This is a genomic window from Paractinoplanes ovalisporus, assembly GCF_016834655.1.
Taxonomy (GTDB): Bacteria; Actinomycetota; Actinomycetes; order Mycobacteriales; family Micromonosporaceae; genus Actinoplanes; species Actinoplanes ovalisporus.
Genome location: NZ_JAENHP010000012.1, coordinates 97,848 through 120,738, shown reverse-complemented (window position 1 = coordinate 120,738; position 22,891 = coordinate 97,848). Strand labels below are relative to the sequence as shown.

Sequence of the window (22,891 nt, the reverse complement as noted above, 5' to 3'; positions counted from 1 at the left end):
GTCTCGCGGCTGAGGAAACCGCTTACCCCGCTCCGCCGTACCTCTGGGGGACAACTGTCGGCTGTGGGGGCTTGATAGTGGAAGGCCAGCTATGACTGGACTGAGAAACCGCCTGATCGCTGCGACGGTGGCGGTTGCAGGGGTCGGCGCGGCGGTGGTGTTCGCGAACTTCGCGGACGCCGCGGTTCCGCCGGCCGCCGGGGAACAGGTCGTGACCGAGACGATCGCGGTCAGCGGCGTGTTCGACGGGGAGAACCAGCGGTTCATCGGCGGGGGCGACCTCGGCGACGGCGGCCAGGACGAGGGACAGGACCCGCTGTTCGACCTGGCTCCGGGGGCCACCCTGCAGAACGTGATTCTGGGCAGCCCGGCCGCGGACGGCGTGCACTGTGCGGGCAGCTGCACGCTCACCAACGTGCACTGGGAAGACGTCGGGGAGGATGCGGCGACCTTCCGGGGCGCCAACGCGACCGTGGTGATCGAAGGGGGCAGCGCCACCGCCGCCGACGACAAGGTGTTCCAGGACAACCGGGGGGCCGGCGGGTCGGTGACGATCCGGGACTTCGAGGTGTCGGACTTCGGCAAGCTCTACCGGTCGTGCGGCAACTGTTCGACGCAGGCGGCCCGGACCGTACGGATGGAGAACATCACCGCCACCGCACCGGGGGACACCCTGGCCGGCATCAACGTCAACCTCGGCGACCGGCTCACCATCGACGGGGTCACGCTGGTCGGCGACGGCATCTCGCTGTGTGACCTCTTCGAGGGCAACGACACCGGCGACGAGCCCACGAAGGTCGGCGACGGGCCGGACGGGGTGAGCTGCGTGGTCTCTTAGGCCGGATGCCCCGGATGGGTGATCACCAGGACCGGTTTCGCGGACTGTTTGATCAGGTCGAGCGGCACGCTTCCGAGCAGCCGCTCGGCCACCTTCGGCCGGGTGCTGGAGCCGGCCACGATGAGGTCGGCCTTGTTCTGTCTGGCGAAGTCGAGGATGGCCGGCACGGGACGGCCCGGCAGCACCGAGACCGTCGCCTCGACCCCGGCCTCGGCCAGCCGCCGCGCTATGGACGCCGCGGCCGCGTGGGCGGAATCGGAGAAGACCGTGCGGGGCACGGACGCCAGCCGTTCGAGTTCGACACCGTCGGCGGCGACCACCGAGACGACCGCGCCGGTCTGTCTGGCCAGGCCGATCACCGCGTCGGCGAGCCAGGGCTGATCGGCTTCGGGCTTGGCGGCGACGACGATGCGCATCACTAGACGTTAGCGGTTGATCGCGACCCGTCGATAGTTCTGGCTCGACAGAAGCCGTGATCTGTACCAGCCTCATGGTTATGGCGGACGACGCGGCGGTGAATCAGGCACAACGCCAACCCGAACTGAAGCGGGTCATGGGCCCCGGCCTGCTCCTGCTGTTCGTGGTGGGCGACATCCTCGGCACCGGTGTCTACGCGCTCACCGGTCGCGTGGCGAACGAGGTGGGCGGCGCCGTGTGGCTGCCGTTCCTCATCGCTTTCCTGGTGGCGTTGCTGACCGCGTTCAGCTACCTCGAACTGGTCACCAAATATCCGCGGGCGGCCGGCGCCGCGCTCTACACGCACAAGGCGTTCGGCATCCACTTCCTGACGTTCATCGTCGCGTTCGCCGTCATGTGTTCCGGCCTGACGTCGGCGTCCAGCGCGTCGAAGGCGTTCGCGTCGAACTTCGCCGAGGCGTTCGACCTGTCGATCGGCGACGGGTTCGCGCTCACCGCCATCGCGCTCGGCTTCATGCTGCTGGTCGGGCTGATCAATTTCCGCGGGGTGGGCGAGAGCGTGAAGCTCAACGTGCTGCTCACCTGCGTCGAGCTGACCGGTCTGCTGATCGTCATCTGCATCGGCGCGTGGGCGCTGGGCGGCGGCAACGGCGACCTGTCCCGGCTCACCGACTTCCAGGCGGCCGAGGGCGAGTCCGCGTTCTTCTCGGTCACCGCGGCGACGGCGCTGGCGTTCTTCGCCATGGTCGGCTTCGAGGACTCGGTCAACATGGCCGAGGAGACCAAGGATCCCGTACGGATCTTCCCCAAGGTGATGCTGACCGGGCTGTGCATCACCGGTGCCATCTACGTGCTGGTCTCGATCTCGTCGGTCGCGCTGGTGCCGCCGGCCGAACTGGGCGAGGGCGACGCGCCCCTGCTGAAGGTCGTCGAGGCCGGCGCGTCCGCCTTCCCGCTGTGGATCTTCGCGTTCATCACGATGTTCGCCGTGGCCAACTCGGCCCTGATCAACATGCTGATGGCCAGCCGGCTGCTCTACGGCATGGCCAACGAGCGCGTGCTTCCGCGGGTCCTCGGAAAGGTCCACCCCTCCCGCCGTACGCCGTGGGTCGGCATCGTCTTCACCACGGTGATCGCCTTCGGCCTGATCTGGTTCGCCGACCTGACCGCCCTCGGCGGCACGACGTCCCTGCTGTTGCTGTGCGTCTTCACAGTGGTCAACATCGCCGTCCTGGTGCTGCGCCGCGACCGGGTCGAGCACAAGCATTTCAAGGCGCCGACGGCGATCCCCGTCATCGGAGCCGTCGCGTGCGCCTACCTCGCGAGCCCGCTCTCGGGCCGGGCGGCCGCCGACTACCGCATCGCCGGCATCCTGATCGTCATCGGCATCGTCCTGTGGGTGGCCACGTACTTCTACAACCGCAACGTGCGCCACGAGGAGACCACACTCGACCCGACCAACCTGCGCGACTGAGAATCAGACGTCGATCTCGCACAGACGGCCACTGCCGCGCATGTCGTTCAGGTAGGACTTCAGAGCCGCCGTACGGGATTCGGCCTCGGCGATCAACGTGGTGGCGACCCGGCCCCAGTCGGCGGGCTGCGGGTCGGCGGGCAGGGCGGCGAAGATGTCGGCGATCTCGCGGACCGTCAGGCCGACCCGCTGGGCGACCTTGGCCACACGGATCCGGCAGGCCGCGCTCTCGTCGAAGCGGCGCTGGTCACCCGCCGTACGGATGGCCGTGATGACGCCGTGTTGCTCATAGAAGCGGACCGCGGACGGGGCGACGCCGCTCTCGGCCGCCACGTCACTGACCGAGCGGGTGAACATGGTCGTGGTCATGGCTTGACTTAAACATATGTTGAAGGCTCACCGTAAGGCACATGACTTCGACAGCGCACATCGTCGTCCTGGCCGCCAGCGTCCGCGGGGAGCGGATGGGCCGGGTCCTCGCCGACTGGGCCGGCACCCGGGTCGCGGACCGGTTCGCGACGCACGACCTGATCGACCTGGCCGAGTGCGAACTGCCCGACGACCAGCTCCTGCAGCCCGGCGGCGGCACGAAGACCGCGATCGCCGACCGCCTCGACACCGCCGACGGATACGTGTTCGTCACGCCCGAGTACAACCATTCCTACCCCGGCAGCCTCAAGCGGGCGATCGACTGGCACTACCGCGAGTGGATGTTCAAGCCGGCCACCGTCCTCTCGTACGGGGTCCAGGGCGGCCTGCTCGCCACGGAACACCTGCGCGGGGTCTTCGCCGAACTCCACATGGTCACCACACGCCGGGTGGTCGGGCTGCACGCACCCTGGTACGAGCTCGGCCCGACCGGTTACACCGCCCCCGAACCGGTCACCAAGGCCTTCGACATGGCACTGGGCGAGCTCGACTGGTGGGCCGAGACCCTGCGCGTGGCCCGGCGCGACCGCCCGTACGGGCAATGATCCGTGGTATTGCCGGCGGTGCGGCTGCCACAGCGCGCTGACAGGGAGCGTGTGCGTCAATGACCGTATGCGTTTCTGGTTCGGCGGGGCGGCGATCTACTCGCTGGCCGTGAGCGTCGTCTTGGTGATCAGCCTGTTCTCGACCGAGGGTGGGGGTGTCGCGCTCGTGCTGGCCGTTCCCGCCGTGGTGAGCGGGCTGCCGGCGCTGCTCGGCGCCCAGCGGATCGTGGCGTGGGGATGCATCGGTCTGCTCGCCGGCTTTGTGCTGATCGGCGCGGCGTCGGTCGGCCTGTTCTACGTGCCCGCCCTGATCATGCTGCTGATCGGCGCCCGGCAGATGATGCGGGCGGCCTGACGATGCGGATCACGGTTCTCGCGGTGGGCAGCCGGGGCGACGTGGTTCCGTACGTGGGTCTGGGCGTCCGGCTCGAACAGGCCGGTCATGAGGTCACCGTCGCCACGCACACGCGGTTCGAGAAGATGGTGACGGGCCACGGCCTCCGGTACGCAACCCTGCCGATCGACACCCACGAGGAACTGAGCCGGTCGGGTGGGATCGTGGCGGTCAACCGTTCGGTGGCCGCGCAGGCGCTGCCGCTGGGCCGGGCCATGGCCGACGCCGCCCGCTCGGCCGACGTGCTGCTGCTGACCCCCGCCGGCTGGATCGGCGGTCACGTGGCCGAAGGGTTGGGGCGGCCCAGCATCGGCGTCTACCTGCAGCCCATGACGCCCACCCGCGAGTTCCCGCCGTCCACGGTCACCACCCGCCCGCTCGGTCCGTGGGGCAACCGGGCGGCCGCGAACGCGGTGCTGGAGCTGGGCCAGCTGCCCTATCGCGGCGCCGTCCGAGCACTGCGCGCCGAGCTGGGACTGCCGCCGATCGGCCACCACAAGTGGTTGCGTCACCTGGCCGACTGGCCGATCTGCTACGGCTACAGCCCGTCGGTGGTGCCGCAACCTGCGGACTGGCCGTCGTCCTGCTCGACGGTCGGCTACTGGTGGCCCGCACCCGAGCCGTCCTATACGCCGCCCCCATCTCTGGCGGCTTTCCTGTCGGCCGGGCCGCCGCCGGTCTACATCGGTTTCGGCAGCATGCCCGGTGACCCTTCGACCCTGTCCGCGCTGATCGTGGAGGCCGTGCGGGCGGCCGGCGTGCGCGCGGTCGTCGGCCGAGGCTGGGCCGGCCTGACCGCCACCAGCGACGACGTGCTCACCGTGGACGAGGTGCCGCACGAATGGCTGTTCCCCCGCATGGCCGCCGTCGTGCACCACGCCGGAGCCGGCACGACCGCGGCAGGCCTGCGCGCGGGCGTTCCCGCCGTGCCGGTGCCGCTGATGGTCGACCAGCCGTTCTGGGCGCAGCGCCTGGTCGGTCTGGGCGTGGCGCCGGCCGTCGTGCCGTTCCGGCGCTTGACCGCGCCCCGGTTGGCGGCAGCGATCCGGTCAGCCGTGGGAGAGCCGGCCTATCGTCAGCGGGCGGTCGGCGTTGCCGCGGCGCTGGCCGAGGAGGACGGTGCGGCCGGTGTCCTGAGGGCGCTGAACAGGCTGTAGGCACTGCTGACATCAGGGCCCCGGGGCCAGCGGCGGTAGAGCACCGGGCGGCTGGTGCTGGGGCCGCGCCACCGGGCACAAGTTCCGTACACCCGAGATGCAGCTTCAAGATCAACCCCGCTAATGGGCCCACCCTCCACGGGGGTCCACCGCCACTGCCGATTTTACCGGTCGGGGCAGATCTTCATGGGCGGCGAACGGCCGACCTGTGGACAAGGCCGCCACTGTGGACAACCCAGATGCTCCGGCGGGCGATCACCAGTGCAGCAGCGGGCCGGTGATCCAATTGACGAAAATGCCGGTGACGATGCCGATTCCCGCGGCCACGACCACCTGAATCCGGTTGGCGTGCACCTGGCGTCCGGCTTGCTTGTCATTGACGCGTTCGATCAGCAGGTCGATTGCCGGATCGGTCTGATGTTCGATCAGTCTTCTCAGCTCGTCCTCCCGGGCCGCGACATCACGGATGTTCTCCAGCCGCTCGAGCTGGGCGTTGATGTCCGCGGCCAGGCGGGTGCTCAACGGCTCGACCTGTCGTCGCCACTTGGCGAGTTGTTCGGCGCGATGGGCGGCCGAACGAGTCCCGGGGGCCATCATGGCAGCAGCAAAGCTGACCACCAGAGTGGCCACGAGGAAAATGGAGATCAGCGCGCGGGCCAACGGCGGAAGGTCGATCGACCGGGTTTCAGCGCCGGGATCCGGCTGCGCCGTGAGCATGCCCACCAACACGGCGACACCGAGCAGGTTCCACATAACAACGGCGATATGCCGGGTGGCACGGTAACCGGGTCGTTCGGGCGGCAACAGGGCGCCGTACTGCGCCTCGGCCGCCCGCTGAGCTCGCTTCGCCGAGCGGAAGGCCCATATCGTCGCGGGGACGGCCAGCACGGCCACGATCACATAGGTGAACCGGATGCGCTCTATTGCCGGATCGTCCGTAGCGTTGAGGCCGGCGCCGCCGCACAGGAAGAAGGTGCCGATGCCGAGATAGCCGGCCTTCCGCAGTCCATTGGCTTCTCCCAGCGGCTCCCGGGCGGCTGGCTTGTCAGGGTCGGGGCGTGCTCGCTTGCCTCTGATACCCATCCACCACTCTCCGGTTGCCGGAAACTCGGATTCCCCTCGATAGTCGCCGATCCGGCCAAGCGACGGACCGGAGGGCGATGGTGAGCCGGCGTCCGCTGCCGGGTGTCTCTATGGCACGAACGGATTCAGGCGCCACCTACGTGGCACGACGGCGACCGGGGCCGGAATGGTCGATCAGCAGCATGAGCCACGGCCTCAGCGGAGGCTGGAACGGGTGGGGGCCGCGTCCAGGACGTGGACGCGGCCCCCAGGGGTGAGAGCGGGCCTCAGCCCTTGACGCTGCCCGCGAGCAGACCGCGTACGAAGTAACGCTGGAGCAGCAGGAACACCGTCACCGGGACGATGATGGAGACGAAGGCGCCTGCCGACAGCAGGTGCCAGGCCGTGCCCCGGGTGCCGCTCAGGTTGGCCAGCTGCAGGGTGATCGGGGCGACCTCGTCACCGCCGCCGGCGAAGACCAGGGCGACCAGCAGGTCGTTCCAGACCCACAGGAACTGGAAGATGCCGAACGCCGCCAACGCGGGGGTCAGCAGCGGCAGCATCACCTTGAAGAAGATCGAGACGTGGCCCGCGCCGTCGACGCGGGCGGCCTCGATCAGGCCGGCCGGGATCTCGCGCATGAAGTTGTGCAGCAGGTAGATCGCCAGCGGCAGGGCGAACGTCGCGTGCGACAGCCACAACGTCCAGAACGTGCCGGTGATGTCGATGCTCACGAAGATCTTGAGGAGCGGGATCAGCGTGACCTGCAGCGGGACGATCTGCAGCGCGAAGATCATCAGGAACAGGACGTTGCGGCCGGGGAACTTGATCCAGGCGAACGCGTACGCTGACAGGGCCGCCAGCGCCATCGGGATCAGCACCGAGGGGATGCAGATGATCAGCGAGTTGACGAAGAACGCGGCCAGGTTGACGCCGCCCTCCTCGCCGAAGACCTTGTTGTAGTTCTCGAACGTGGTCGTCGGGTCGCTGAAGAACGTCCACCAGCCGGTCGTCTTGATCGCCCGCTCGGGCCGGAACGAGGACACCAGCAGGCCGAAGGTCGGCAGTGTCCACAGCACGGCGATCACGATGGCCGCGATCGACGCCCACGGTGAGCTGAGGCGCTTCTTGGCCACACCGGCCGCGGTGACCTTCTCGGCCTTGAGGGGTGGCGTCGTTACCGGAGTCGCGGTGCTCATGATGCCTCCGAACGACGCAGCGAGCGGATGTTGTAGATGACGATCGGGATGACCAGGACGAACAGCAGCACCGCGAGCGCGGCGCCCAGGCCCTGGTTGTCGGCGTTGAACGTCTGCCGGTAGAACTCGTTGGCGACCACGCTGGTGTCGAAGTTGCCGCCGGTCATGGTGCGGACGATGTCGAAGACCTTGAGCGTGCCGATGCCGATGGTGGTCAGCACGACCACGACGGTGGGCTGCACGCTCGGCAGCGTGATCTTGCGGAACATGCTCCACGCGTTGACGCCGTCGAGCCGGGCGGCCTCGATGATGTCGTCCGGGATGGCCTTGATGGCCGCGGACAGGATCGTCATCGCGAAGCCGGCCTGGATCCAGATCATCACGATGATGAGCAGGAACGAGTTGAGCGGCGACTCGATGAGCAACTGGATCGGTTTGCCGCCGAGCCACACGATGACCTGGTTGACCAGGCCGATCTGCTTCACGTTGCCCTGGTCGGGGCGGTACTCGTAGACGAACTTCCAGATCACGCCGGCCGCGACGAACGAGATCGACATCGGCAGGAAGATCAGCGCCTTGGCGAACGACTCGAACCGCGACTTGTCGACCAGGATCGCGTAGACCAGGCCGATCGCGGTGGCCACGAACGGCGTCACGACCACCCAGAAGACCGTGTTCCGCAGCACGGTCAGCTGGTCCTTGTCGGTGAAGATCGTGTGGTAGTTGTCGAAGCCGATGAAGGCGTTGCCCGCGGCGTCGAAGAAGGACTGGTAGATCGTGCGGAGGCCCGGATAGACGAGACCGACCGCGAGCATGAGCACGGCCGGCAGGAGGTAGAGGTACGCGACGACCTTGTCGCCGCGCTTTCCGCCGAAACGTCCGGCGATGAAAAGAATGACGCCCATGACCGCGGCGAACAACAGCAGGGCCGCGAGCATCTGCAGGATTTTTTCGGGGGTGGTGGAGGCGGTGTTGAACACGCGACCCGGACCTCCTCGTGCGCTGGAGTGAAGAGAGGTTTGGGGCCGGTCGGAAAATCCGACCGGCCCCGGGAAGTGCTATTTGATTACTTGGGCCATGCCTTTTCGATGTTGTCCACCGTGGTCTTGGTGTCCTGACCGGTGATCCACGCGGTCGACTGCTTCCAGAACGCGTCCGAGCCCACCGCGGCCGGCATCATGTCGGAGCCGTCGAAGCGGAACGTGGCGTTCGGGTCGAGCAGGATGCCACCGGCCAGCTTGTCGATCGGGTTCGTCAGGTTGGCCTGGTCGAGACCCTTGTTGGCGGTGACCCAGCCCGACGAGAGCTTGGCCTTGGTGTTGGCCCAGACGTCCGAGGAGAGGTACGTCTGGAAGGCCTTGACCTCGGGGCGGTCGGCGAAGGCGACCACGAACTCACCGGCGCCGAGGACCGGCTTGGTGTTGGCGTCCTTGCCGGGCAGGTAGAACGCGAAGACGTCGCCGTCCTCGGCCACCTTGGTGCCCTTCTCGAAGTTGGCCGCGTAGAAGCTGGCCTGGCGGTGCAGCGAGCACTGGCCCTCGAGGATCTTCAGGCCGGCGTCCTGGAACGTCGTGGTCGCGATGCTCTTGACGTCGCCCAGACCGCCGTTGACGTACGCGTCGTTCTTCAGGTAGCCACCGACGGCGTCGAACGCGGCCTGGATCTCGGGCGCGTTGAACGGGATCTCGTGGTTGACCCACTTGTCGTAGACCTCGGGCGAGGCCGTACGCAGGACGAAGTCTTCCACCCAGTCGGTGACCGGCCAGCCGGTGGCGTCACCGGAGGCGATGCCGGCGCACCACGGCTTGCCGCCGTCCGCGACGATCTTGTCGCTGAGCGCCTTGAGCTCGTCGAGCGTCGTCGGCACGGTGTAGCCCTTGTCCTTGAACTCCGAGGGCGAGTACCACACCAGGGACTTCACGCTCGCGCCGAGCGGGGCGCCGTAGAACTTGCCGTCGATCGTGGTGTAGGCCTTCCAGGCCTTGTCCCAGAACTTGTCGACGTTGTCCGAGACCTCCTGCGGGGCGGCCACGGCCTTGCCGGTCGAGACCAGCTGCTTGACCAGACCCGGCTGGGGCACGATCGCGAGGTCCGGCGGGTTGCCGGCGCGGGCCCGCACGAGGACCTGCGTCTCGAAGGACTTGTCACCCTCGTACTTGATGGTGGCGCCGGTGCACTGCTCGAAAGGCTTGTACGACTCGATGTGCGGAGTGTCCTCCGGGGTCACGATGCCCGTGTAGATCGTGACCGTCTTGCCCTTGATGTCGCCGAACTTGGTGTATGGCGCACAGTCGATGGCGGCCGCCGAGGCGTCGGTGCCGCTGCCGCTGTCAGAATCGTCGCCGCCGCACGCCGCGAGGCCGAGAACCAGCCCCGCGCTGAGCGTGCCGGCGAGCGCGGCCCGGAAACGCGGGCTCGTAGGTTGACCGAACATACCGCTCCCTATGTCAAATCGCGCTTCCGACGTCCGGAGACGTCGCCGTCCGAAGCGCTACTTGGATCACAGTCAAGAGGTAACCGGCACATTGCGCAATGATTTCCGCTTGATCGACTCGGTAACGATACGGCGTCGCTGCTCCGGACGCCTTAACCGGTTAAGGTAGAGCCCCTGGTCAGGCCGCGAAAAGCGCCTCACAAGGACCCTAGCCAAAGACAGACCACCCCGCCCGGGATATCGGCGAATATCCGAGGGCGGGGTGGTCTGTTCGGTCGATACCGACCATGAAGCCGGTGCGGGTAGGGGTGCCGGCCGTCAAGCCGGCCCACCATCGAGCCAGGGGGTCAGCCGGCCATCGAGAGGTACTTGAAGCCGAGGCGGGCCATCCTCTCGGGGTCGAGCACGTTGCGGCCGTCGAGCACGATCGGGGTCCGCATGAGGCCGACGAACTTGCCCCAGTCGAGTTCGAGGTATTGCGCCCACTTGGTCACCAGCACCACGGCGTCGCAGTCGTCGAACACGCCGTCGAGGGTCTCGCTCAGGTGCGGGGCCATGTCGGGGTATTCGCGGCGGAACCGCTCGCCGGCGATCGGGTCGTGCAGCTTGACCCGGGCGCCCCGGGCCAGCAGCAGGCCCGCGATGTCGAGCGCCGGCGAGTCGCGCAGGTCGTCGGTGTTGGGCTTGAACGCGACACCGAGGAGGCCGATCTTGCGGCCCTTGAGGATGCGCAGCTCGCTCTGCAGGCGCTCGACCGCGATCTCGCGCTGACGCTGGTTGACGTCGCGGGCGGCCTGGACGATCGGCATCTCGTACTTGTATTCCGAGGCGGTGGCGATCAGCGCCTTGGTGTCCTTGCCGAAGCAGGAGCCGCCCCAGCCCACGCCGGGCTCGAGGAAGCGCGAGCCGATGCGCTGGTCGAGGCCGATGCCCCGGGCCACCTCAGTGATGTCGGCGCCGACCTTGCCGGCCAGCTGGCCGATCTCGTTCACATAGCTGATCTTCAGGGCCAGGAACGCGTTGGCCGCGTATTTGATCAGCTCGGCCGAGGCCAGGTCGGTCGAGACCAGCGGGACGGCCGTGGTGTCGTCGGGCCGGGGCTGGAAGCTCGGCGGGGTGAAGGTCTGGTTGATCAGCGGCCGGTAGAGGTGGTTGAGCACCTCGAGCGCGCGCGGATTGTCGGAGCCGATGACGATGCGGTCGGGGAACAGCGTGTCGTGGATCGCGTTGCCCTCACGCAGGAACTCCGGATTCGACGCGACCGAGAATTCGCACTTCTCCGGCCGGTCGGCGCGCTGCGCGAACGAATCGCGCAGAATCGCGTCGACCCAGTTGCCGCTGCCGATCGGAACGGTCGACTTGTTGACCACAACGGTGAACTCGTGGTCGAGATTCTGGGCCACGCTCTCGGCCGCCGAGCGCAGGTAGCGCAGGTCGGGGCTGCCGTCGGCCGCGGACGGGGTCTGCACCGCCACGAAGACCACGTCGGCGCCCGGGACGCCCTCGGCGTAACTGGTGGTGAACGTCAGGTTGGGCGCGGCCTCGGCCAGCAACTCCTCCATGCCGGGCTCATAGATGGGGCACTTGCCCCCGCGCAGCATGTCGACTTTTTCCTGGTCGAGGTCGATGCAGGTGACCTCGTGGCCCAGGAAGGCCAGGCTCACACCGGTGGTCAGCCCGACGTAACCGGTGCCGACGACACAAACCCTCATCAAACGCTCCTCCACCGCGGGCGACCTGGCGTCACTGGCGCCCCTCCCGTATTCCAGGCCAGATGATACACAGCGCAGAAAAACGTCGTGCAAATCCCTGACGTACGGTTATGGGTTCATTCCTTAGAGTTGCCGAGTTGTTCGCCGGCGATTACCGCAATTTAAATCGTTCAATACCGTACGTGGTTTTCCCAGTCCGGTGAAAATTAACCACGATCCGGTGGTGCGGGGCTGTTCCGGGGTCGCCGGGGACGCGGCTGTGCTGCCGCGGGGCCGTGGCCGGACCGCGATCACGCGCGCCCGCCCGCGCCCAGCAGATTCCCCAAGATATGCACGATTGTCAACTCCTGGTTTCCAGGGCTTGACAGCGGTGTGACGCGCACACGACCCTTCTGGGAGCGCTCCCATGTAGAAGCTCATCAATGGAAGGTCGAGGATGCGAAGGTCCACCGTCGCCGCGGTCGTCACCGCTGCCCTGATCAGCGCAACCGTCATGGTCATGGCCAGGCCGCTGGTGGCCACCGCGGCCGCCGCCGACCCGTACGTCTGGAAGAACGTCCGGATCGACGGCGGCGGCTTCGTGCCCGGCATCGTCTTCAACCCGGGCGAGCGGAACCTCATCTACGCCCGTACGGACATCGGCGGCGCCTACCGCTGGAACGAGAGCGGCCAGAGCTGGACCCCGCTGCTCGACTGGGTCGGCCAGGACAACTGGGGCTACAACGGCGTGCTGAGCATCGCGCCCGACCCGGTCGACACCAAACGGGTCTACGCCGCGGTCGGCATGTACACCAACAGCTGGGACCCGAACAACGGCGCCATTCTGCGGTCGACCGACAAGGGCGACACCTGGCAGGTCACGAAACTGCCGTTCAAGAACGGCGGCAACATGCCGGGCCGGGGCATGGGGGAGCGGCTCGCCGTCGACCCGAACAACAACCGGAACGTCTATTTCGCCGCCGAGGGCGGAAACGGGCTCTGGCGCAGCACCGACTACGGCGTGACCTGGGCCAAGGTCACCAATTTCCCGAACGCCGGCAACTACGTGCAGGACCCGAACGACCCCAACGGCTATCTGAACCAGAACCAGGGCCTGACCTGGGTCACCTTCGGCGCGGCGAACCAGATCTACGTGGGCGTCGCCGACAAGCAGAACCCGGTCTACCGGTCCCTCGACGGCGGCGCGACCTGGGAGCGCATCGCGGGGCAGCCCACCGGATACATCGCGCACAAGGGTGTCGTACAGGGAAATTATCTGTTCATCGCGACCAGCGACACCGGCGGCCCGTACGACGGCGGGGCCGGCCAGGTGCAGCGGTTCGACATGACGACCGGGGCGTGGACGAACATCTCGCCGACGCCGGCGGCCGACGCCTACTACGGCTACTCGGGACTGACCGTCGACCGGCAGAAACCCGGCACGCTGATGGTCGCCACGCAGATCTCCTGGTGGCCCGACGCGATCTTCTTCCGCAGCACCGACAACGGCGCCACCTGGACGCGTATTTGGGACTTCACCAGCTATCCGTCGGTGTCGAAGCGCTACACCATGGACATCTCGGCCAATCCGTGGCTCGACTTCAACACCAACCCGCAGCCGCCCGAGTCGACCCCGAAGCTCGGCTGGATGAACGAGTCGCTCGAGATCGACCCGTTCAACTCGGCCCGGATGATGTACGGCACCGGCGCCACCATCTACGGCACCACCCAGCTGACCAACTGGGACAGCAACACCACGTTCACGATCCGGCCGATGGCCAAGGGCCTGGAGGAGACGGCCGTCCTCGACCTGGCCAGCCCGCCCTCGGGGGCGCCGCTGGTCAGCGCGCTGGGTGACATCGGCGGCTTCCACCACGCCTCGCTCGACGCGGTGCAGCCCAACTTCCACGACACCCCCTCGCTGGGCAGCAACACGTCGCTGGACTTCGCCGAGCTCAACCCGCTCGTCTTCGCGCGGGTCGGCAACGCCGACGCGGCCCCGCACATCGGCATCTCCAGCGACGGCGGCAAGAACTGGTACCAGGGGCAGGAGCCGGGCGGGGTGACCGGCGGCGGCACGATCGCGGTCGGCGCCGACGCGGGCTCCATGGTCTGGTCGCCGGTCGGTGCGGGCGTGCACTACTCGACCACGCGGGGCAGCTCCTGGACCGCGTCGAGCGGCATCCCGGCCGGCGCCGTCGTCGAGTCGGACCGCGTCGACCCCAGGACCTTCTACGCGTATGCGGGAGGGAAGTTCTACACGAGCAAGGACGGCGGCGCCTCCTTCACGGCGTCGGCGGCCACCATGCCGACGACCGGCCGGCTGCACCTGAAGGCCGTTCCCGGCGCGGCGGGCAACGTCTGGTTCGCGGGGGAGAGCGGGTTGCTGCGCTCGACCGACTCCGGCGCGACCTTCACCAAGGTGGCGTCGGTGACCTCGGGCATCAACGTCGCGTTCGGCAAGGCGGCGCCGGGGGCCACCCACCCGGCGGTCTTCCTGGTCGGCACGGTCGACGGCGTCACCGGGGTGTTCCGCTCCGACAACACCGGCGGCTCGTGGGTCCGGATCAACGACGACCAGCACCAGTACGGCAATGCCGGTGACGCCCTGGCCGGCGATCCCCGCATCTACGGCCGTGTCTATCTGGGCACCAACGGGCGCGGAATCCTCTACGCCGACCGGACCGGCGGCACCCCCACCACGCCGCCGACCACCCCGCCGACCACTCCACCCACGACCCCGCCGACGACGCCTCCTACGACACCGCCCACCACCCCGCCGACCACGCCGCCCACGACACCGCCGAACCCCACCGGGGGCTGCACGGCGTCGTACAAGGTCACCGGCTCGTGGGGTGGCGGCTTCCAGGGTGAGGTGACGGTGACCAACACCGGCACGACCCTGACCACCGCCTGGACCGTCGGCTGGACCTTCACCGCCGGCCAGACCATCACCCAGCTGTGGGGCGGCGCCCCCACGCAGACCGGCACCGCGGTCAGCGTGCGCAACGCCTCCTGGAACGGCGCCCTGGCCGCGGGCGCGAGCGCCACCTTCGGCTTCCTCGGAAGCACCAGCGGCAGCACCAACCCCGTCCCCTCCCCGGTCACCTGCGCTCCGGCGTAGCGCGCCTCCCCGCAGAAAGGACATCCCCGTGCAAGTCAGAACCAGGGCCAGACGCGTGCTGGCCGTCTCCGGCGCCGCCGTCCTCGGCGCCGGAGCGGCCCTCGTGGCCGGCGTCCCGGCACATGCCGCCGCCAGTTGCACCGTGGTCTACAAGGTGCAGAGTCAGTGGACCGGCGGGTTCACCGGCGACATCGCCATCACCAACACCGGCGACCCGGTGAGCTCCTGGCGGCTCGAGTACGCCTTCCCCGACGCGTCACAGCGGGTGACCCAGGGCTGGAGCGGCGTCTACACGCAGAGCGGCCAGAACGTCACCGTCGCCAACGCGGCGTGGAACGGCAATCTGGGCACGAACGCGACCGTGAGCACCGGCTTCAACGGCACGTTCGGCTCGGCCAACCCGGTGCCGACGGCGTTCTCGCTCAACGGGACCCGCTGCAACGGCGCCGCCCAGGCGCCGACGGTCGAGATCACCAGCCCGGCCGCCAACACCCGCTTCACCGCGCCGGCCTCGATCCCGATCACGGCCGTGCCGACCGTTCCCAGCGGCGGCTCGGTCTCGAAGGTCGAGTTCTACCACGACGGGCTGCTGCTCAACACCGACACAGCAGCGCCCTGGACGTACACCTGGACCGGGGTGCCGGCCCAGAGCGCGGCCTACCAGCTGCAGGCGATCGCGTACGACGCGGCGGGCAACAAGAGCAACACCGCCGCTGTACCGGTATTCGTCGACGCCGCCACCACCCCGGCCGTGGTCACCGACTCGACCTTCGTGTCGGTGCCGGTCGGCGGCAACGGCACCTTCAAGGTGTCGCTGTCCAAGGCGCCCACGGCCAACGTGACCGTCGCCGTGGCCCGCAGCGCCGGCTCGACAGCGGTCTCGGCCACGCCGGCCTCCCTCACCTTCACCCCGTCGAACTGGAGCACCGGTCAGACGGTGACGGTGGCGGCGACCAGCGCGGCCGCGGTCGGCGCGACGGCCACCTTCGGCGTGACCGCTTCCGGGCACACCGCGGCGTCGGTCAACGCCCAGGTCGTACGGGTGGGAGCACCGGACAGCCGGTTCACCCAGATGTACAACGACATCAAGAACCCGGCCAACGGCTACTTCAGCCCCGACGGCGTGCCCTACCACTCGATCGAGACGCTGATCGACGAGGCGCCCGACCACGGCCACGAGACCACCTCCGAGGCGTTCAGCTACTGGCTGTGGCTCGAGGCCGAGTACGGGCACACGGCGGGTGACTGGGCGCCGTTCAACAGCGCCTGGGCGACGATGGAGAAGTACATCATCCCGTCGCACGCCGACCAGCCGACCAACGCCAACTACAACGCGTCGAAGCCGGCGACCTACGCGGCGGAATACCCGCTGCCGTCGCAGTATCCGTCGCAGCTCGACCAGAGCGTCTCGGTGGGCAGCGACCCGCTGGCCTCGGAGCTCAAGAGCGCGTACGGCACCGACGACATCTACGGCATGCACTGGCTGCTGGACGTCGACAACGTCTACGGCTTCGGCCACTGCGGCGACGGCACCTCGAAGAACGTGTACATCAACACCTTCCAGCGCGGCCCGCAGGAGTCGACGTTCGAAACCGTGCCCCAGCCGAGCTGCGACACGTTCAAGCACGGCGGCCCTAACGGTTACCTCGATCTGTTCACCAAGGACTCCAGCTACGCCCGGCAGTGGAAGTACACCAACGCTCCGGACGCGGACTCGCGCGCGGTGCAGGCGGCGTACTGGGCGTACACCTGGGCCACCGAGCAGGGCAAGCAGTCGCAGCTGACCTCGGCCGTGACCAACGCGGCCAAGATGGGCGACTACCTGCGCTACTCGTTCTACGACAAGTACTTCAAGCAGCCGGGCTGCGCCTCGACCTCGTGCGCGGCGGGCACCGGCAAGAACGCCTCCAACAACCTGATGTCCTGGTACTACGCCTGGGGTGGCGCGACCGACACCAGCGCCGGCTGGGCGTGGCGGATCGGCTCGAGCACCAGCCACTTCGGCTACCAGAACCCGATGGCGGCCTACGTGCTGTCCAACGTGAGCGCCTTCGCGCCGAAGTCGCCCACGGCCAAGGCCGACTGGCAGGCCAGCCTCAACCGGCAGCTCGAGTTCTACCAGTGGCTGCAGTCGTCCGAGGGCGCGATCGCCGGCGGCGCGACGAACAGCTGGAACGGCAGCTACCAGGCCCGCCCGGCCGGCGTGCCGACGTTCTACGGTCTTGCGTACGTGGAAGCCCCGGTCTATGAGGACCCGCCGTCGAACCGCTGGTTCGGCATGCAGACGTGGTCGCTCGAGCGGCTGGCCGAGTACTACTACCTGACCAACGACGCCAAGGCCAAGTCGGTGCTCGACAAGTGGGTTCCGTGGGCGCTGGCGAACAGCGACATCACGGCGACCGACTTCTCGATCCCGTCCGACATGGCGTGGTCGGGCGCCCCCGCCACCTGGAATCCGTCGTCGCCCGCGGCCAACACCAACCTGCACGTCACGGTGACCAGCAAGGGTCAGGACCTCGGCGTGGCGGGCTCGTTCGCCAAGCTGCTGACCTACTACGCGGCCAAGTCGGGCAGCACCACGGCCAAGAACGCGGCCAAGAACCTGCTCGACGCGATCTGGACCAAGAAGGACTCGAAGGGTGTCTCGGTCACCGAGACCCGCGCCGACTACAACCGGATGGACGACACCTACAACGCGTCGACCGGCCAGGGCATCTACATCCCGCCGGGCTGGAGCGGCAAGATGCCGAACGGCGACGCCATCAAGCCGGGGGTGTCCTTCCTGGACATCCGCTCCTTCTACAAGAACGACCCGGACTACCCGAAGGTTGAGGCGTATCTCAACGGTGGACCGGCGCCGACGTTCAACTACCACCGTTTCTGGGCCCAGGTCGACGTGGCCACCGGCTACGCGGACTTCGCCCGGCTGTTCCCCAACGGTTAGGAGGTTCCCTTCCATGCGCAGGAAATTCCTGATGTACGCGATGGCGGCACTGCTCGCCGCGGGTGTGGGCGCCGTTGTCTCACCCGTCGCCGCCCAGGCGCACGGCGCGATGATGGTGCCGGGCAGCCGCACCTGGCTCTGCTACAAGGACGGCCGCAACCCGAACACGGGCGCGATCGAACCGAAGAACGCGGCCTGTGCCGCCGCGGTCGCCCAGAGCGGGACGAACTCGCTCTACAACTGGTTCGCCGTGCTCCGCTCGGACGGCGCGGGCCGGATGGACGGGTTCATCCCCAACGGTGAGCTCTGCTCCGGCGGCACCGGTGGCCCGTACAACTTCACGGGCTTCAACCTGCCCCGCAACGACTGGCCGGTGACCCACCTGACCGCGGGCCGGCAGATCGAGATCCAGTACAACAACTGGGCCAAACACCCCGGCACGTTCCGCCTCTACATCACCAAGGACAGCTGGAGCCCGACCCGGGCCCTGGCCTGGAGCGACCTCGAGTCGACGCCGTTCGACAGCGAGACCAACCCGCCCGACCAGGGCGGTCCGGGATCGGACGACGGCCACTACTACTGGAACGCGACGCTGCCGTCGAACAAGAGCGGGCGCCACCTCATCTACTCGGTGTGGCAGCGCTCGGACAGCAACGAGACCTTCTACGGCTGTTCCGACGTCACGTTCGACGGCGGCAACGGCGAGGTGACCGGCGTCGGCGGCGGGGGCACCACCACACCGCCCACCACGCCTCCGACCACACCGCCCACAACTCCGCCGACGACCCCGCCCACGACTCCGCCCACCACCCCGCCGGCGGGCGGGACCGCGTGCTACGCGATGTTCAACATCGCCAGCGCCTGGAACGGCGGCTTCCAGGCCGAGGTGATGGTGCACGCCGACACCGCGGCCATCAGCAACTGGACCGTCTCGTGGACCTGGCCGGGATCGCAGACCCTGACCCAGGCCTGGAACGGAACCGCGAGCAGCAGTGGTTCCCTCGTGACGGTCAAGAACGTCAGTTACAACGGCACGGTCGGGGCCGGGAAATACGTCACGTTCGGCTTACTGGGTAACGGCACCGCGCCGCCCTCGGTGAACAACCTGGCCTGTTCCACCGCCTGATCCACCCCGGCGGCGGCGTCCCCGGACGCCGTCGCCGGCCTTTTGGCATAGATAACGATCATTTGATTCGACCAGAATCGCTACCATGAGCGACCAAGGCGCGACAGTACGGGAATACGACCTGTTCGCCCCCGAAGCGATGGCGGACCCCGACGCTTTTCTGCACCGGATCCGCGCGGAGAGCCCGATCGCGTGGTTACCGGGGCTCGATGCCTACCTGCTGACCCGCTACGCCGACATCAACGCGGCCCTGCGCAACAAGCGGATGGACACCGCCAACATGCTGCGGGCCCTGCAGAGCCTGCCTCCCGCCGAGCAGGAGGAGCTGGAGCCCGTACGCCGGTCGGTCGAGATGTGGATGGGACACACCGTCCCGGCCGACCACGTCCGCTTCCAGCAACTGCTCAAGCGCTACTTCACGCCGGCCATGGTCGACCGGCTGCGCCCCCGGGTCCGCGAGTTCACCCACGAGCTCCTCGACGCGGTGGCCGGCAAGGGCCGGATGGACGTGGTCAGCGACCTGGCCTACCCGCTGCCCGCCAACGTGATCGCCGAACTGCTCGGCATGCCGGTCAGCGACCGTGAACAACTGCAGGCGTGGTCGCGCGAGATCCTGCCGGTCTTCGGGCTGGGCGACCTCCCGCGGCTGCGGCAGGCCCAGCAGAGCATGCTCGAGATGCACGACTACCTCCGGGTCATCGCGGCCGACCGGCGTCGCGAGCCCCGCGAAGACGTCCTGAGCACGTTCATGGCGGCCGAGGCCGAGGGCATCCTCACCGAGGACGAGGCGGTGGCCAACTGCGTGCTGCTGCTGTTCGCCGGCCACGAGACCACCGCCAACCTCATCGCCAACGGCCTGGTCCTGCTCTTCGACCACCCCGACCAACTGGCCCGCCTCCGCGCCGACCCCACCCTGATGCCCCGCGCCGTCGAGGAGATCCTGCGCTGCGACGGCCCGGCCGGCGTGATCGGCCGGGTCGCCACCGAGCCGGTCGAGCTGGCCGGGCACACCGTCGAGGCCGGGAAACACGTCTATCTGGCGCTGATGGCGGCCAACCGCGACCCGGCCGTCTTCGACGACCCCGACACGTTCGACATCACCCGCGAGGGCAACCGGCACCTGAGCTTCGGCATGGGCACCTACTACTGCTTGGGCGCGGCCCTGGCCCGCATGGAGACCGACGAGTGCCTGCGGATCCTGCTCGACCGCTGCCCCGACCTGCGCCCGGCCTACGAGACGCCGCCCTGGCTGCCGTCCCTGCCGATCGGCCACCGCCTGGCCTCCCTGCCGGTCACGTTCTGACATGCCTGCCCTTGACGTGCTCGCCCCGGACTTCAGCTTCACCGCGCCCGAGGTCTTCGCCGCGCAGGAGGCGGGCTGGCACGCGGACAGCCCACTCGGCCCGCTGGTGCTGCGCTACGCCGAGACGCAGGAACTGTTGCGCGACCGTCGCCTCGACCACGGCGGCGACGGTTACCTGCGCCAGAACGGCATCACGTCGGGACCCATCCACGACTGGTGGGCCCCGATGATCGTCAACCACGACGGCGCCGACCACCGCCGGCTGCGCGGTCTGGTCAGCCGGGCCTTCACGCCACGCACGGTCGACCGGGCGCGGCCGTTCATCCGGGCCACCGCCGAACGGCTGGCCGACGAGATGGAGGAGGCGGGTGAGGTCGACTTCGTCCGCGCCTTCGCCGGCCGGTTGCCGCTGGCCGTCATGGGCGAGCTGCTCGGTGTGCCGGCCGCCGACCACGACGTCTTCAGCGTCTGGTCCAGCGACATCGGCCTCATCTTCGCCCTGGCCACCGGCGGCGACACGGCGGCCCGGGTGGAGCGGGCGGTGGCCGGGCTGGACGGCTACGTCGACACCCTGATCGACGAGAAGGCCGGGCACCCGGCCGACGACCTGGTCTCCACCATGGTGGCCGCCTGGCGCGACGACCGCACGGTGAGCCGGGCCGAACTGCGCAACCTGCTGGTCACCCTCGTCTTCGGCGCGCACGACAACACCCTGCACCAGCTCTCCAACACCATGGTCAGCTTCGCCGAGCACCCCGACCAGTGGACCCGGCTCCGCGACCGTCCCGACCTGACCGACCGCGCCGTCACCGAGTCGATGCGCTGGCGCCCGTCGGCCGCGAGCGTGTTCCGCCGCGCCTTGGAGGATTTCGACTACCACGGCCTGCCCGTCAAAGCCGGAACCTTCGTGACGATGGCCGTGCAGACCGCCCAGCGCGACCCGAGGGCCTACCCCGGCGGAGAGGTCTTCGACATCACCGCCACCCGAGAGGCTCCGTTGCTGCAGTTCGGCGCCGGCCCGCACTACTGCCTGGGCGCCGCCCTGGCCCACGCCCAGCTGAGCGAGGCCCTCCCGGTCCTGACCCGTCGTTTCGCCCCGCCCGTCATCACCGGCAAGGTCACGTGGCGCCCGGCCATCGGCACCCACGGCCCGAACGAGCTGCCGCTGCGCTTCACCCCGGCGTAGGGCTTCGGCGGCGCAGCAGGGACGCCACCTCAAGCTCGAACGGGAACGGCTCGCCGGCGCTGAGTGTCTGGCCCGGGGTCGCCACCACAGAGGATGCAGTTGTGCTCAAACGCGGCGCTGCTACCGGGTGGCCCGGAGGCCGCGGAGGACGAAGTCGAGACGGCGGTGGTAGTCGTCGCGGGTCTGCTGGTCGCAGGCGCGGGCTATGACGCCGCGTTCGAGGATCAGGTATTTCAGGTCCTCGGGGGTGATGTCGGCGCGCACCACGCCGGCGGCCTGGGCGTCGTGCAGCAGCTGGGCTCCGAAGTGGCAGGAGCGCTCGAACAGCGTCGTCAACGGTTCCGAGTCGGGGAGGGTGCGCATCAGGACGTCGTTCGCCGCGGGCTCGTCGTACTGCAGCAGCCACGTGCGCAGCAGGTACTGCTCGAAGCGCAGCAGGGGGCCCTCGAGGGCGTCGACCTCGTCGATGATGGCGTTGATGCGGGCCGCCACCAGGTCGTTGACCACCGCGTCGATCAGGCCGCGGCGGCTGCCGAAACGGTGGTAGATCGTGCCCTTGCTGACGCCGGCGGCCCGGGCCACCTCGTCGAGCGGGGTGGTCAGGCCGCCGGTGCGGAACACGTCGAGGGCAGCTCGGCGGATGCCCTCGACGTTGCGCCGGGCGTCGGCTCTCATGCGGGGGAGGCTGCCCTGTCCTGCCACGTCACGTCCAGTGCCTTGCGGAACATTTCGATCGGCTGGGCGCCGGAGACGCCGCGCTTGTTGTCGAAGACGAAGAACGGCACGCCGCTGATGCCGAGCTGACGGGCCTGCGCGAGGTCGGCCCGGATGTCCTGCTCGTACGCCTTGGTCTCGAGGGCCTTCTCGGCCTCGGCCCGGTCCAGCCCGAGCTCGACGGCGAGGTCGGCCAGCACCGCGTGGTCGGAGAGGTTGAGGCCCTCGGTGAACTCGGCCCGGAACAGGCGGTCGACCATCGGCAGCTCCTGGCCGTGCGCCTTGGCCAGGTGGATCATCCGGTGCGCGTCCAGCGTGTTGATCATGACGGTCTTGGAGAACTGGTAGTCGAGCCCGGCCTCGGCGCCGCGGGCGGCGAGCTGCGCGTGGGACGCCTCGAGCTGGGCCTTCGGCATCTTGAAGTTCTGCGCGAGGTATTCGTCGGCCAGCACGGCCTCGCCGACCGGGAACGACGGGTTCAGCTGGAAGCTGTGATAGCGGACCTGCACCGAGGAGCCGTGCGGGAACTGCTCGACGGCCTGCTTGAACACCGCGTTGCCCAGGTAGCACCACGGGCAGACGACGTCGCTCCAGATGTCGACCACGATCGGCTCGGCGGCCGGGCCGAAGGCACTCGCGCTCATCAGTTGCACCACCCGTCGGCGTCGCACATGCCGGACTCGCCCTCGACGGGCTCCAGCAGGATCAGGGGGGCCGGAACCGGCTCGGCGGGCTCCGGGTCGACCAGGACGAGGTCCTCGGTCTCGGTGTTACTTGACTGCATGGTCAAAAAGCTACCCCAACTTGACCCCACCGCCAAGATAGCTCGGCACTTTCCGGCGGCGCGGCCGAAA

At 68.5% G+C, this 22,891-nt stretch carries 20 protein-coding genes; 10 read left to right on the top strand and 10 right to left on the bottom strand.

The window, feature by feature from the left end:
- Positions 1–91: 91 nt before the first annotated feature.
- Positions 92–838 (top strand): pectate lyase, encoded by a 747-nt coding sequence (locus JIG36_RS30390; RefSeq protein WP_203379815.1) that lies wholly within the window; start codon positions 92–94, stop codon positions 836–838.
- Here the strand turns inward: JIG36_RS30390 and JIG36_RS30385 are convergent.
- Positions 835–1,254 carry a universal stress protein gene (locus JIG36_RS30385; protein WP_203379814.1) on the bottom strand — a complete coding sequence of 140 codons (420 nt, stop codon included), beginning with the start codon at positions 1,252–1,254 and terminating at the stop codon, positions 835–837. The two genes, JIG36_RS30390 and JIG36_RS30385, sit on opposite strands and share 4 nt — an antisense overlap.
- 80 nt (positions 1,255–1,334) lie before the next feature.
- Between JIG36_RS30385 and JIG36_RS30380 the strand changes: the two genes are divergently transcribed.
- Positions 1,335–2,729 (top strand): APC family permease, encoded by a 1,395-nt coding sequence (locus JIG36_RS30380; RefSeq protein WP_203379813.1) that lies wholly within the window; start codon positions 1,335–1,337, stop codon positions 2,727–2,729.
- 3 nt (positions 2,730–2,732) lie between these two features.
- Here the strand turns inward: JIG36_RS30380 and JIG36_RS30375 are convergent, their stop codons facing one another.
- Positions 2,733–3,098, bottom strand: coding sequence for a MerR family transcriptional regulator (locus JIG36_RS30375; RefSeq protein WP_236048485.1), 366 nt, complete (start codon positions 3,096–3,098; stop codon positions 2,733–2,735).
- A 41-nt stretch (positions 3,099–3,139) separates the two neighbouring features.
- Here JIG36_RS30375 and JIG36_RS30370 point away from each other — a divergent pair, with 41 nt between their 5' ends.
- The 3 genes from JIG36_RS30370 (at position 3,140) to JIG36_RS30360 (ending at position 5,254) form a co-directional block, all read left to right on the top strand.
- The gene (locus tag JIG36_RS30370) at positions 3,140–3,703 is read left to right on the top strand and encodes an NADPH-dependent FMN reductase (RefSeq protein WP_203379812.1); all 564 of its coding nucleotides are present in this window, start codon (positions 3,140–3,142) and stop codon (positions 3,701–3,703) included.
- Positions 3,704–3,770: 67 nt separating this feature from the next.
- The gene (locus JIG36_RS30365; RefSeq protein WP_203379811.1) at positions 3,771–4,058 is read left to right on the top strand and encodes a hypothetical protein; all 288 of its coding nucleotides are present in this window, start codon (positions 3,771–3,773) and stop codon (positions 4,056–4,058) included.
- Positions 4,059–4,060: 2 nt separating this feature from the next.
- Positions 4,061–5,254, top strand: coding sequence for a glycosyltransferase (locus JIG36_RS30360; protein WP_203379810.1), 1,194 nt, complete (start codon positions 4,061–4,063; stop codon positions 5,252–5,254).
- Between the two features lie 255 nt (positions 5,255–5,509).
- Here JIG36_RS30360 and JIG36_RS30355 read toward each other — a convergent pair whose 3' ends face one another.
- From JIG36_RS30355 to JIG36_RS30335, 5 genes are all read right to left on the bottom strand, one after another.
- Positions 5,510–6,337 carry a hypothetical protein gene (locus JIG36_RS30355; protein WP_203379809.1) on the bottom strand — a complete coding sequence of 276 codons (828 nt, stop codon included), beginning with the start codon at positions 6,335–6,337 and terminating at the stop codon, positions 5,510–5,512.
- Between the two features lie 266 nt (positions 6,338–6,603).
- Complete coding sequence (locus JIG36_RS30350) at positions 6,604–7,515, bottom strand: carbohydrate ABC transporter permease (protein ID WP_203379808.1); 912 nt, start codon at positions 7,513–7,515, stop codon at positions 6,604–6,606.
- Positions 7,512–8,453, bottom strand: a complete 942-nt coding sequence (locus tag JIG36_RS30345; RefSeq protein ID WP_203379983.1) for a carbohydrate ABC transporter permease — start codon at positions 8,451–8,453, stop codon at positions 7,512–7,514. The genes JIG36_RS30350 and JIG36_RS30345 overlap by 4 nt, the downstream gene beginning before the upstream one ends.
- Before the next feature lie 128 nt (positions 8,454–8,581).
- Positions 8,582–9,949 (bottom strand): ABC transporter substrate-binding protein, encoded by a 1,368-nt coding sequence (locus tag JIG36_RS30340; protein ID WP_203379807.1) that lies wholly within the window; start codon positions 9,947–9,949, stop codon positions 8,582–8,584.
- A 347-nt stretch (positions 9,950–10,296) separates the two neighbouring features.
- Positions 10,297–11,661 (bottom strand): UDP-glucose dehydrogenase family protein, encoded by a 1,365-nt coding sequence (locus JIG36_RS30335; protein WP_203379806.1) that lies wholly within the window; start codon positions 11,659–11,661, stop codon positions 10,297–10,299.
- Between the two features lie 436 nt (positions 11,662–12,097).
- On the opposite strand from JIG36_RS30335, the gene JIG36_RS30330 reads away from it, so the two are divergent.
- From JIG36_RS30330 to JIG36_RS30310, 5 genes are all read left to right on the top strand, one after another.
- The gene (locus JIG36_RS30330; protein WP_203379805.1) at positions 12,098–14,764 is read left to right on the top strand and encodes a cellulose binding domain-containing protein; all 2,667 of its coding nucleotides are present in this window, start codon (positions 12,098–12,100) and stop codon (positions 14,762–14,764) included.
- Between the two features lie 28 nt (positions 14,765–14,792).
- Positions 14,793–17,708 carry a glycoside hydrolase family 48 protein gene (locus JIG36_RS30325; protein ID WP_203379804.1) on the top strand — a complete coding sequence of 972 codons (2,916 nt, stop codon included), beginning with the start codon at positions 14,793–14,795 and terminating at the stop codon, positions 17,706–17,708.
- A 13-nt stretch (positions 17,709–17,721) separates the two neighbouring features.
- Positions 17,722–18,834, top strand: a complete 1,113-nt coding sequence (locus JIG36_RS30320; RefSeq protein ID WP_203379803.1) for a lytic polysaccharide monooxygenase auxiliary activity family 9 protein — start codon at positions 17,722–17,724, stop codon at positions 18,832–18,834.
- Between the two features lie 85 nt (positions 18,835–18,919).
- Entirely contained in the window at positions 18,920–20,137 is a 1,218-nt protein-coding gene (locus tag JIG36_RS30315) for a cytochrome P450 (RefSeq protein WP_203379802.1), read from the top strand.
- Between the two features lies 1 nt (position 20,138).
- Entirely contained in the window at positions 20,139–21,323 is a 1,185-nt protein-coding gene (locus tag JIG36_RS30310) for a cytochrome P450 (protein ID WP_203379801.1), read from the top strand.
- Between the two features lie 120 nt (positions 21,324–21,443).
- On the opposite strand, the gene JIG36_RS30305 is transcribed toward JIG36_RS30310, so the two are convergent.
- Genes JIG36_RS30305 through JIG36_RS30295 form a run of 3 tightly spaced genes read right to left on the bottom strand, consistent with a single transcriptional unit; the run spans position 21,444 to position 22,821 of the window.
- On the bottom strand, positions 21,444–21,998 hold the full coding sequence (locus JIG36_RS30305; RefSeq protein WP_203379800.1) for a TetR/AcrR family transcriptional regulator: 555 nt from the start codon (positions 21,996–21,998) through the stop codon (positions 21,444–21,446).
- The gene (locus tag JIG36_RS30300; protein WP_203379799.1) at positions 21,995–22,681 is read right to left on the bottom strand and encodes a DsbA family oxidoreductase; all 687 of its coding nucleotides are present in this window, start codon (positions 22,679–22,681) and stop codon (positions 21,995–21,997) included. The genes JIG36_RS30305 and JIG36_RS30300 overlap by 4 nt, the downstream gene beginning before the upstream one ends.
- The gene (locus JIG36_RS30295; RefSeq protein WP_203379798.1) at positions 22,681–22,821 is read right to left on the bottom strand and encodes a hypothetical protein; all 141 of its coding nucleotides are present in this window, start codon (positions 22,819–22,821) and stop codon (positions 22,681–22,683) included. Before JIG36_RS30295 ends, JIG36_RS30300 begins: the two co-directional genes overlap by 1 nt.
- Positions 22,822–22,891 lie beyond the last annotated feature (70 nt).